Raw genomic sequence first — 10,932 nt, forward strand, 5'->3', positions numbered from 1 at the left:
GCGATCCAGCGCGGTCAAATATGGGAGTTTGCACACCGCCGTATTTTATTCGGGCAGGTGTGCCACACCATCGGAGTCGGTCATCGCCCGCTCCAGTAAATCCGCCGGCAGGCTTTTACTCGCCCGCGCGCCCAGCAACCGCAATTGCTCGGTCCGGCTGACCAGATTTCCGCGTCCATCTGTCAGCTTGTTTCGCGCCGCACTGTAAGCCTTATCCAACTGCTGCAAACGGTTACCCACTTCATCCAAGTCCTGGATAAACAGCACGAACTTGTCGTACAGCCAACCGGCACGCTCGGCGATTTCCCGGGCGTTCTGGCTCTGGCGTTCCTGTTTCCAGAGGCTGTCGATCACACGTAGGGTCGCTAGCAAGGTGGTTGGGCTGACAATCACGATATGGCGGTCGAACGCCTCCTGAAACAGGTTGGGCTCGGCCTGTAACGCAGCGGAAAACGCCGCTTCGATCGGCACGAACAGCAACACGAAATCCAGGCTGTGCAGGCCTTCCAGGCGTTTGTAGTCCTTGCCGGCCAGGCCTTTGACGTGATTTCGCAGCGACAGCACATGCTGCTTCAGGGCTGCCTGGCCAATGACGTCATCCTCCGCCGCCACATACTGCTGATACGCAGTCAGGCTGACCTTGGAGTCCACCACCACCTGCTTGTCGCCGGGCAACATGATCAGCACGTCGGGCTGGAACCGCTCGCCATCCGGGCCTTTGAGGCTGACCTGGGTCTGGTACTCACGGCCCTTCTCCAGACCTGCATGCTCCAGCACACGTTCAAGGATCAGTTCTCCCCAGTTACCTTGGGTTTTCTGCCCCTTGAGCGCGCGGGTCAGGTTGGTGGCTTCGTCCGACAGACGCAGGTTCAGTTGCTGTAGGCGTTCCAGCTCCTTGGCCAGGGAAAAACGCTCGCGCGCCTCGTTCTGGTAGCTTTCTTCCACGCGTTTCTCGAAGGATTGGATGCGCTCCTTCAAGGGGTCGAGCAATTGGCCCAGGCGTTCCTGGCTGGTTTCGGCGAAGCGCTGTTCGCGTTCGTCGAAGATCCTGCCGGCCAACTCGGCGAACTGTGCACGCAACTCATCACGCGAGCCTTGCAGGTCGGTCAGGCGTTGTTGATGACTGTCCTGTTGTTCACGCAGCTCGGCGCGCAAGGCCGCCGACAAGGCATCGAGGCGGCGTAGCTCGGTCTCTTTGGCGCTACGGTCGAGGTTCCAGGCGTGAGCGGCATCGCGGGCGTTGTCGCGGTCGATCTGCAGCAACTCGACTTCGCGACGCACAGCGGCCAGGTCAGCCTGCTTGGCGGCATTGGCTTGGCTCAAATCGCTGATCTCATCGCGGCTCGCATCCAACTGCGCGGCAAGACCTTCCTGGGCAAGCTGTGCGGTGGCCAGGCGCTCTTCGAGCAGTTCCCAGCCGGTCATGCGTGCGTTCAAGCGTCGCTGCAGCTGCCAGCACACGGCCAATAACGGCACGGCAGCGCCAGCGAGGCCCAAGGCAACACTGGTCCAGTCAAAAACCATAGACATGTCTGCCATCACCGAAAAAAACCAAGGTTAGCGGAGCAGAGGGCCTAAGGACAGCTCAGTCTTCGACCTGACCCAGTTCGCGCTGGGCGCGGCGGTCACCGGCACGGGCGGCCAGGCGCAGCAGGTCGTGGCCGATGCGGCGGTCGCGGGCATTCCCGCATTCGCGGCACATCAGTTGGCCCAGGCGGCTTTGCGCAGCGACCACACCTTCACGGGCCGGCTGCTTGAGCAAACGCCCGGCGAGGTGCTTTACGTTGGTGTTGTGACCCAAGCGCGGACTGTCGAGCAACCACAAGGCAACTTTCAAGGAGAAGCGCTTGGGAGCGGTAACAGTTTGAGGGGTGTCGGTAACAGAAGATGATACTGAGCGAAACTTCATAAAGCACTGTGAGACAGAACGGAAGGCGCGCCACTCTACTCTTTTTTTCGTACAGGTAAAGCTGAAAAAACTGTGCACGCCCGTTCTAGAGCAAGCGCTCGGGACAATCCACAGAAGCTGTGGATAACTCAGTGGACAACACGCCTTTAACTCGCGCAAAGCCCCATGGAATGGGGCCCGCAGTCAAACTGACGATTTTTTCACCAATAAAAAAAAGCCAGATTTTTCATTGACTTAAATTTCCATTGCAGGCAAATGGCGGCCTTGGAGTGCAGTTGACAGCGCGGTTACACACTCCGCAACCAATGTGCACAAGTACCCATTCGATGGTTATATCGCCGGCCTTTTTTGAAGCCACTCGCTACAAAAATGTTACCGCCTGGACAAACCAGGGACTTTTCAAATCTTTCCCGGCTCGCCACACTCCCCGACCTACAACGCAACAGTGGGTGAGTTGATGAAAGGGATTCTGTTATTCGCCGTGTTGCTATTGGCCATCTGCGCCGTTTCCTTGGGGATCAATGCAGCACTGCCGTCACCGGATGGGGCGCTGTTCGCCATCGCGATCCTGCTGTCGGCGGCGTTCACTGCCGTCAGCCTCTGCATCGAGCTGGGCGAAGGCCGGATAAACGACATCGGCGACGTGATGAAGGTGGTCGAGACCGGCCAATCCCTGCGCTTGACCCTTGCAGCCTACGGACTGGGCTGCTCACTGGCAGCAGCGATCACCGTCTTGGTCTATCGAGGCCTGTTGGGCGGCTGATAAAAGTTTTTTAGCTAACATACTTCCCTTACCGGTTTCAATCCGTTACTATCCGCGGCGTTAGTACCAAGCTGAAAGTCAATTCTGGTCGAACAACTCCCCCGCACAACACGGGATCGACCACCTCGATGGTTTCCAGGTATCACTTGCGACGACACTGCCTTTGAACAAGCAAAGGGTGTCGCGAAGTTTCCATACTCTGACCGAACCAACCTGCAAATTGATCAGGATCTTCACCCCGGGCCCAGAACCTTTGCCCCTGTTGTGTTGCCTGCCCTCCTAAGTACCTACCTGCCAGCCCAAGCGCGCCTAAATTATTAGCGCTTCAAACTGGCTGCTTTGTTCCAGTCGGGTTCTTCGTTTGATCAATGGTGATCAACGTTACTGGAACGTTTTAACGTTGCACGGTTCTTAATCCGTGTCATTTGTAGGAACACCAATAATATGAACGCTCAAATCCATACTCAGGATGCCATTCGCACCCTCACCAACGCTTTTGCTCCAATGAACTGCCTGATCATGGCCGCTCGCAAAGGCTGCTTCAGCTTCACCCTGGTCAACGAACACGGCATCGCTCGTCACAGCGAACGCCTGTACCCCGATCAATACTCCAGCGCAGAACCGCTGCAGGCCGTGATCGAGCGTACCCGTCAGGCATTGATTGCCTGATCGACCCGCGTCGCTGAAACACAAAAACCCTGTTTAAAAAACAGGGTTTTTTATTGCCCGGAATTTACCTATTGGGCCGTTGCACTCAGTTCAAATAGATATAACCGTTATAACTAAATGAATAAGATGTTTTAAAAACAGTCCTTTACATCACAAATATGACACTACACTTCAACTCAAGCGGCATGATCCGCTTCCGACGAGCCTGAGATCCGATCCACTGCTGCCAAGCCCCCCTCTCAGGCCTCGTCGACCACTTTCACGGATTGAGGCTTGTATGGGTATCGCTGCCAGCGAATTGTCTCGATATGTGATCCGGCCGACCTTGATGTACCTCGGCCGCCATCACCCGACGGCTGAGTCTCTCCTGCTGGGCATTGCCGCCAGCCAGTCGGAACTCGGTTCCGCCTTGCACGACCGGCGCGGCCACGGCCTGTACAGCATCACCGAACCACGCCATCGTGCCCTGTGGGACAACTATCTGGCGCTGGACCCCGAACGCGCCAGCCTGGTACGCGGACTCGCGAGCCAGCATGCGTTCCTCAGCGCACCGCAACTGGAGCTCACCGTAAACTTGCGTTATGCCACCGCCATCGCCTGGCTGTTGGTGGAACAACACACTCCTACACTGCCTCCACCCGGTGATGTCTTGGCCATGGCACGTATCTGGAAAGAAATTTTTCACCCACAAGGACGGCTGCGCGATTTCATTCAAGCCTGGCACACCTGTGTTTCACCCATGAATCACGTGGTTTGCTGACCGGGCAATTTGCAAGATTCGTCAAAAACCCTGTATTTTGGTCGGATTGTCCTACAAAACCGCTCTATCTCCTGCATTACAGCCTATAGCGCGATCTTAATTTTATTGTTACTTTCCGCAGCGGTGATCACCACGGAGTTCTAATAATGAAAAAAGTAATGCTCAAGACCACACTTAGCCTCGCCGTTGCCATGGCCTCTTCTCATATTTTCGCAAGTGGCTTTGCCCTTAACGAACAAGACGTCGCCGGGATGGGTACGGGTTTCGCAGGCCGCTCTTCTTCTGCCGAAAACGCCAGCACCGTTTATGGTAACCCTGCCGGTATGGCTCGCCTTGAAGGCCAGCAAGTCACTGGCGGTGTTGCGGCGATTGATGCCTCAAGCAACATCAAGGATGTCAGCGGCCGCTCCAGCGGCACGAACAAAGGCGATATGGTGCCTTTCACTGCCGTTCCTTTCGGTTTCTACACCAATAAACTCAACGATCAATGGGCTGTCGGTTTCGGCGTCTATGCTCCGTTTGGCCTTGTGACCGATTACGAAAGTGGCTTCCAAGGCAAAGCCTTTGGCAGCAAAAGCGAAGTGACCGTCATCACTTTCCAGCCGACGGTCAGCTACGCCTTCAACGATCGGGTTTCCATTGGTCTTGGTCCGACCATCAACCGTATCGCTGGTACGCTTGAGTCCGATATCAACCTGCCAGTCGCGGGTACCGGCTCCAACAACATCAAGATCAAGGGTGATGACACCGCCGTCGGCTTCAATGCCGGCCTGCTGGTTCAAGCTACTGACACAACGCGAGTGGGCCTGACCTACCACTCGAAAGTGAAGTACAAGCTCGAAGGCCATACCGAAGTGACCAAAGGCACCAACGTTCCAGCTTCGCTGTTGAACAATGGCCGCTACGACGCGTCGCTGAAGATCGACACACCTGAATCCTGGGACCTGTCGGTTACTCAAGATATGAGCGACGCGTGGAAACTCTACGCAGGCGCTACCTGGACCCGCTGGAGCCGCCTGAAAGACATCACCGTCAACAACGAAGGTGTATCGGCCGCAGCCGGTAGCGGTGTGTTGGCTCCGCAAATTGTCGGCACCATCAAAGAAGACCAGAATTGGCACGACACTTGGGCCTATGCCGTGGGTACCTCGTATCGTGTCACCAAGCAAGTGGTGCTGCGTACCGGCCTGACCTTCGACCAGTCGCCGACCAACAACACCGACCGTTCGCCGCGTATCCCAACCGGTGACCGGACTATCTTCAGTCTCGGCCTTGGCTACGATGTAATGCCGAATATGACCGTGGACCTGGCTTACTCCTACCTCAAGGAAGAACCAGTCAAGGTCGCTCGTGCCAACGCATTGGGCCAGTCCTACAATGCTAAGTACGAAAACAGCGCCAACGGTTTTGGCCTGGGCGTAACGTACAAGTTCTGATCTGACGCCGTATAAAAAAGCCCCGCCCTCCTGCAAAGGAAGCGGGGCTTTTTAATGGGCGATTGTCAGGGTTTGGAGGCCAACGCCTCTTCCACCGCCTTGATCAAATCCGGGCTGTCCGGTTTGGTGAGGCTGGAAAAATTGGCAATCACCTTGCCCTGCCTATCCACCACATACTTGTAGAAATTCCACTTCGGCGGCGCGTCGGTCTGCTGCGCCAATACCTTGAACAGGTGCACCGCATCCGGCCCCTTGACCTTTTGTGGCTCGGTCATGGTGAAGGTCACGCCGTAATTCACGTAGCAGACCTTGGCGGTTTCTTCGCCGGTCTTGGCTTCCTGCTTGAAGTCATCCGACGGCACGCCGATCACTTCCAGCCCTTCGCCCTTGTAGCGTTGATACAAAGCTTCGAGGCCTTTGAATTGTGGGGCGAACCCACAAAAGCTGGCGGTGTTGACGATGACCAGCGGCTTGCCCGCAAAGCGCTGGCACAGGTCGATGGACTCTTTGGCGCGCAGCTTGGGCAATTGGCCTTCCAACAGCGGCGGGCAACTGGCGGCCAGGGCAGCACTGCCAATGGCCATCAGGACGGGTACAGCGAGCCAACGCATCTGCATGTTATGTGTCCTTTGAAGAGACCTGACTAAAAGCAGCCAGACCGGAAACTTAACAGATCGACATGCCCAGTTGCATCAACGCCAGCCCGCCACGCTGCCAGCCCCACCAGGCCAACACCACCAGGACCAGCCCCGCAACCAGTATCACACCGTGTGCCACTCTGCTCATGCCGCCTCCATCTGTGCCTGCAATCGCGCCACCGGGCGCTCACGTACCGGCCAATTCAGGGCTGCGGCGAGCAGGCTCAGCAGGATCGCCACCTGCCAGATCAAATCGTAGTTGCCGGTTCGATCATAGACCACCCCGCCCAACCAGCCGCCCAGGAACGAACCGAGTTGGTGGAACAAAAACACTATCCCGCCAAGCATGGAGAGATTTCGCACACCAAACAATGTGGCGACGGTGCCGTTGGTCAGCGGTACGGTGGACAGCCACAGGAAGCCCATCGCCATGCCAAACAGGTAGGCCGTGACTTCAGTGACCGGCGCCCACAGGAACAGCACGATCACCACCGCGCGCAGCAGGTACAACCCCGTCAGCAAACGCGGTTTGGACATGCGCCCGCCGAGCCAGCCGGCGGTGTAGGTACCGAAGATGTTGAACAGGCCGATCAGTGCCAGCACCGTGGTACCGACGGTGGCCGGCAAATGCTGGTCCACCAGATAAGCCGGCAAATGCACGCCGATAAACACCACCTGGAAACCGCAGACGAAAAAGCCGAAGGCCAACAACCAGAAGCCGGAATGGGAGCAGGCTTCCTTCAAGGCTTCGCGCAAGGTTTGTTGGCCCGCCAGCACCGGCAATGGCCTGTCTTTGAGCATCGCCACCAGCGGCAGAATCAGCGCCACCATCAGGCCCAGCGCCAGCAATGCAGCAGACCAGCCCAACCAACTGATCAAACCCAAGGTGCCCGGCACCATGGCGAACTGACCGAACGAACCGGCAGCACTCGCAATCCCCATGGCCATGCTGCGTTTTTCCGGCGCCACGGCCCGACCGACCACACCAAGAATCACCGAGAACGAGGTGCCAGACAGACCGATACCAATCAGCAAGCCGGCGCTGAGGGACAACGACCACGCCGAATCGGACATGCCCATCAACACCAGGCCCGCCGCGTACAGGATGCCACCAACAAACACCGCTCTAGTGGCGCCAAAACGGTCAGCCAAAGCGCCGGTGAACGGCTGTGCCAGGCCCCAGATCAGGTTCTGCAAGGCGATGGCAAAGGCGAAAGTTTCACGGCCCCAGCCAAATTCGCTGCTCATCGGCGCCAGGAACAGGCCAAAACCGTGCCGCACACCCAACGACAACGCCAGAATCAGCGCACTCCCTACAAGAATCCAACCACTGGTGCGCCACATCGAGGTCATTTCTTATTCTCCGCTCGCGGGTATATACCCGCTTGTATTCGAACAAACCCCGCGCTCAGGCGAGTTCGTCCAGCAAGGCCAACAAGGTTTCGCGTTTTTCCGCGCCGAGTTGATCGATCAATTTTTGCTGCGCCGCTTCCCAGGCGGGTAATGCGGCGGCAAGTCGTGCTTCACCGTCCTCGGTCAACATCACCAAGCGGTTGCGCAGGTCATCGCCTTCCACCAGTTTCACCAGGCCCTCACCTTCCAGCACCCGCAGGTTCCGCCCCAAGGTGCTGCGATCCAGGCCCATGGCTTCCGCCAGGCTGGAAATACTCGGCTGATCGAGGCGCTGCAGGTTACACAACAAAGAATACTGGGCGACGTTGATCCCGAAGCCATCAAGGGCGCCGTCGTAATGCCTGCTGACGCCACGGGCGGCACGTCGCAGGTTGGTGCACAAACATTGGGAGGCAAGCATAGAAGGTGTATATACCCGCGATTTATGAAATGCAAGAAAGTGTTACAGCGCCAGGCCGACCAGAACCACGACTTCCAGCAGTTCCAGCAAAGCGCCTGCGGTATCGCCCGTGGTGCCGCCCAGCCGATTGACCATCAGTTGGCGCAACCCTATGAAGCAGATCGCGGCAAGTAGCACAGCCAGCCCGCCACTGAAGCCGCCGATGAGGATGCAGGCTAAACCACTGAGGATCAGTACCTGCTGGCCGACGATCCTCGGTAAATGATTCGACAATGCCTGGCCCAATCCGCCGGCACGTACATAGCGCGTGGTAAGAAACAGCGCCAGCATCGATGCGCGGCCAATCAACGGCGCCAGGATCAGTGCTGCGCCGTTAGGTTGCTCGATCAGGGCCACCAACGCAGTGAACTTGAGCAGCAGCACCATCCCCAGGGTGACCACGGCAATCGGGCCGCTGCGGGGGTCCTTCATGATCGTCAGCGTGCGTTCGCGGTCGCCAAAACCGCCGAGCCAGGCGTCGGCGCTGTCCGCCAAACCGTCCAGGTGCAGGCCACCACTGAGCAATACCCAGGCCGTCAGCAACAATGCGGCATGCAGCAACAACGGCGCGCCCATCAATACCGAGTTCAGGCCCCACAACAACACACCGAACAACAGACCGACGACCGGATAAAACAGCAGTGAACGCCCCAATTCCTGAGGCTGCGGCATACCCGGCAAGCGAATCGGCAGACTGCTGAGAAATTGCAGGGCGATCCAGAATGGCAGCATGTCTACCCCACTTCCGTCAGTGTGCCGCCAGCATTGACGTGCAGACTGAACAGCCCGCCATGGCCCACTTCGACGTTCAACAGTTGCTCCCTCGGCAAACCACGCGCTTGCGCCAGTAACAGACGCATCACACCGCCATGACTGATCAACAACACACGCTCACCGGCATAGGCCTGATGCAAGCGCGCGACAGCGCCCAGAACCCGGTCGGAAAAGGCGCTGACAGGTTCGCCCTCCGGTGGTGTAAAGCGGTAGGGATCAGCCCAGAACAACCCCAGCCCTTCGGCGTCGGTCTCCATCAAGGCTGCCGCACTCTGCCCCTCCCAGGCACCGAAGTGCAGCTCTTGCAGATCCTTTTCCAGGGCCACCGGCACATGGAGCTGAGCCCCCAGTTCCTCGGCAAACCGCGCGCACCGTTGCAGCGGTGAACTGACCAGACGGTCCCACGACCCCTGCGCCACCACGGCTGCGCGCATTTGCGCCCAACCCTTGGCGGTGAGTGCATCGTCCAGACTGCCGCGCAGGCCGCCGCCCAACTCGGTCTCGCCGTGACGCAGCAGGTCCAGGCGCAAGGTCATACCGGGCGGTCTGCCACGGCGGCTTCGGCGAAAGTCGCCATCTGACCGTGCAGCGCACATGCCAGGCGCAACAAGGGAACCGCCAGTGCCGCGCCGCTGCCTTCGCCCAGGCGCAGGCCCAATTCCAGCAGCGGCTTCGCGTCGAGGCTTTGCAGCACATGGCGATGACCTGGTTCAGCACCGCGATGGCCGAACACCAGCCACTCATGGCATGCCGGGTTCAAGCGCGTCGCAACCAGCGCTGCGACAGTGCAGATAAAACCATCCACCAGCACCACGATGCCTTCCTGCGCACAGGCCAGGTACGCGCCCACCAGTGCGGCAATCTCAAAGCCGCCGAGATTGAACAGCGTTTGCAACGCATCACCACGCTGGCCGGCATGTAACGCCAGGGCGCGTTCGATCACGGCCACCTTGTGGCTGACCCCCTGAGCATTCAACCCAGTGCCAGGCCCCGTGAGGTCACTGACCTGGCAGTCGAGCAAGGCACACGCCAGCGCACTGGCGGCGGTGGTGTTGCCGATGCCCATCTCGCCACCGATAAACAGCTGTGCCCCGCTTGCCAATGCTCGCCGCGCACTGTCGCGGCCGGCTTGCAGGGCGAGCACCCCTTGGGCCTCGGTCATTGCCGGGCCATTGACGAAGTTGGCGGTGCCCGCACCGATGTTCAGGTGGCGCACACCTGGCAGGTCCAGGGACGGCGTGACCGTGCCAAGGTCGACCACTTCCAACTGTGCCTCCAACTGTCGCGCCAAGACGCTGATGGCCGCGCCACCGCTGACAAAGTTGTGCAGCATCTGCCCAGTGACTTCCTGAGGAAACGCCGACACGCCCTCCGCTACCACGCCATGGTCACCCGCGAAGATGGCGATCCACACGTGGTCCACCAACGGTTTGACCTGGCCCTGCAAGCCGGCCAATTGCACCGCCAGGGCCTCCAACTGCCCGAGGGAGCCCGACGGTTTGGTCAATTGCTGCTGGCGAGCCAGGGCGTGTTCGTATGCGTGCGCGTCAATCGCCTTACAGGGGTTGAGCCACCAGGTGTCAGTCATAACGCAGTACCTTTCAACGTCAGGGGCAGGCCGGCAACTGTCAGGACAACACGCTGACAGCGCTCGGCCAAGGCTTGATGCAGCCAACCGGCTTCATCCACATAGCGGCGAGTCAATTCGCCCAGCGGCACGACACCCAGACCGGTCTCGTTGCTGACAAAAATGATTTCACCCGGCAGCACGGCCAGGGTTTCCAGCAACTGATCGCGCTCAGCCACCAGGCGATTCGAGTCTTCCAGCATCAGCAGATTGGTCAGCCACAGAGTCAGGCAATCCACCAGCAGACACTGCGCGGGCGCGGCATTTTCGCGCAGCACGCGCGCCAATTCGACAGGTTCTTCGATCAGCCCCCAGTGATCGGGACGACGCTGGCGATGCAGGGCGACGCGTTCATTCATCTCGCCATCCAGCGGTTGGCTGGTGGCGATGTAAGTGACGGGCAAGCCGCTGTCGCTGGCGAGCTTTTCGGCAAGACGGCTTTTGCCGGAACGGGCGCCACCGAGGATCAGTTGCAGCATGGGACAGCACCTTGGGTTGGCTGAA

13 protein-coding genes are annotated in these 10,932 nt (G+C 58.8%); 4 read left to right on the forward strand and 9 right to left on the reverse strand.

Annotated elements, in window-relative coordinates:
• Positions 1-45 precede the first annotated feature (45 nt).
• Together PF1751_RS19975 and PF1751_RS19980 are read right to left on the reverse strand one after the other, a co-directional pair.
• A complete protein-coding gene (locus PF1751_RS19975) occupies positions 46-1,410 on the reverse strand; it encodes a DNA recombination protein RmuC (RefSeq protein WP_175439678.1) in 1,365 nt (454 codons plus the stop codon).
• Positions 1,411-1,585: 175 nt separating this feature from the next.
• A complete protein-coding gene (locus PF1751_RS19980; RefSeq protein WP_029529074.1) occupies positions 1,586-1,909 on the reverse strand; it encodes an SEL1-like repeat protein in 324 nt (107 codons plus the stop codon).
• Between the two features lie 457 nt (positions 1,910-2,366).
• Here PF1751_RS19980 and PF1751_RS19985 point away from each other — a divergent pair, with 457 nt between their 5' ends.
• The 4 genes from PF1751_RS19985 (at position 2,367) to PF1751_RS20000 (ending at position 5,537) form a co-directional block, all read left to right on the forward strand.
• Complete coding sequence (locus PF1751_RS19985) at positions 2,367-2,672, forward strand: hypothetical protein (protein ID WP_010208700.1); 306 nt, start codon at positions 2,367-2,369, stop codon at positions 2,670-2,672.
• A 444-nt stretch (positions 2,673-3,116) separates the two neighbouring features.
• Entirely contained in the window at positions 3,117-3,341 is a 225-nt protein-coding gene (locus tag PF1751_RS19990; protein ID WP_010208698.1) for a hypothetical protein, read from the forward strand.
• Between the two features lie 277 nt (positions 3,342-3,618).
• Positions 3,619-4,101 (forward strand): hypothetical protein, encoded by a 483-nt coding sequence (locus PF1751_RS19995; RefSeq protein WP_010208697.1) that lies wholly within the window; start codon positions 3,619-3,621, stop codon positions 4,099-4,101.
• A gap of 146 nt (positions 4,102-4,247) precedes the next feature.
• Complete coding sequence (locus tag PF1751_RS20000) at positions 4,248-5,537, forward strand: OmpP1/FadL family transporter (RefSeq protein ID WP_044287614.1); 1,290 nt, start codon at positions 4,248-4,250, stop codon at positions 5,535-5,537.
• Between the two features lie 65 nt (positions 5,538-5,602).
• Here PF1751_RS20000 and PF1751_RS20005 read toward each other — a convergent pair whose 3' ends face one another.
• The 7 genes from PF1751_RS20005 to cobU all read right to left on the reverse strand — a co-directional run bounded on the left by PF1751_RS20005 (position 5,603) and on the right by cobU (position 10,907).
• Complete coding sequence (locus PF1751_RS20005; protein ID WP_010208695.1) at positions 5,603-6,154, reverse strand: glutathione peroxidase; 552 nt, start codon at positions 6,152-6,154, stop codon at positions 5,603-5,605.
• 165 nt (positions 6,155-6,319) lie between these two features.
• Positions 6,320-7,519: an MFS transporter gene (locus PF1751_RS20010; protein WP_162098522.1), complete on the reverse strand. Its 1,200-nt coding sequence runs from the start codon at positions 7,517-7,519 to the stop codon at positions 6,320-6,322.
• Positions 7,520-7,583: 64 nt separating this feature from the next.
• Positions 7,584-7,988, reverse strand: a complete 405-nt coding sequence (locus tag PF1751_RS20015) for a MarR family winged helix-turn-helix transcriptional regulator (protein WP_010208689.1) — start codon at positions 7,986-7,988, stop codon at positions 7,584-7,586.
• Positions 7,989-8,030: 42 nt separating this feature from the next.
• On the reverse strand, positions 8,031-8,759 hold the full coding sequence (locus tag PF1751_RS20020) for an adenosylcobinamide-GDP ribazoletransferase (RefSeq protein ID WP_010208687.1): 729 nt from the start codon (positions 8,757-8,759) through the stop codon (positions 8,031-8,033).
• Positions 8,760-8,761: 2 nt separating this feature from the next.
• The gene (gene cobC, locus PF1751_RS20025; protein WP_010208686.1) at positions 8,762-9,337 is read right to left on the reverse strand and encodes an alpha-ribazole phosphatase family protein; all 576 of its coding nucleotides are present in this window, start codon (positions 9,335-9,337) and stop codon (positions 8,762-8,764) included.
• On the reverse strand, positions 9,334-10,389 hold the full coding sequence (gene cobT, locus PF1751_RS20030) for a nicotinate-nucleotide--dimethylbenzimidazole phosphoribosyltransferase (protein ID WP_021490859.1): 1,056 nt from the start codon (positions 10,387-10,389) through the stop codon (positions 9,334-9,336). The genes cobC and cobT overlap by 4 nt, the downstream gene beginning before the upstream one ends.
• Positions 10,386-10,907, reverse strand: a complete 522-nt coding sequence (cobU, locus tag PF1751_RS20035; RefSeq protein ID WP_010208684.1) for a bifunctional adenosylcobinamide kinase/adenosylcobinamide-phosphate guanylyltransferase — start codon at positions 10,905-10,907, stop codon at positions 10,386-10,388. The genes cobT and cobU overlap by 4 nt, the downstream gene beginning before the upstream one ends.
• Between the last annotated feature and the right edge of the window lie 25 nt (positions 10,908-10,932).

The sequence above is a fragment of the Pseudomonas simiae genome, assembly GCF_000934565.1.
GTDB classification, from domain to species: Bacteria; Pseudomonadota; Gammaproteobacteria; order Pseudomonadales; family Pseudomonadaceae; genus Aquipseudomonas; species Aquipseudomonas simiae.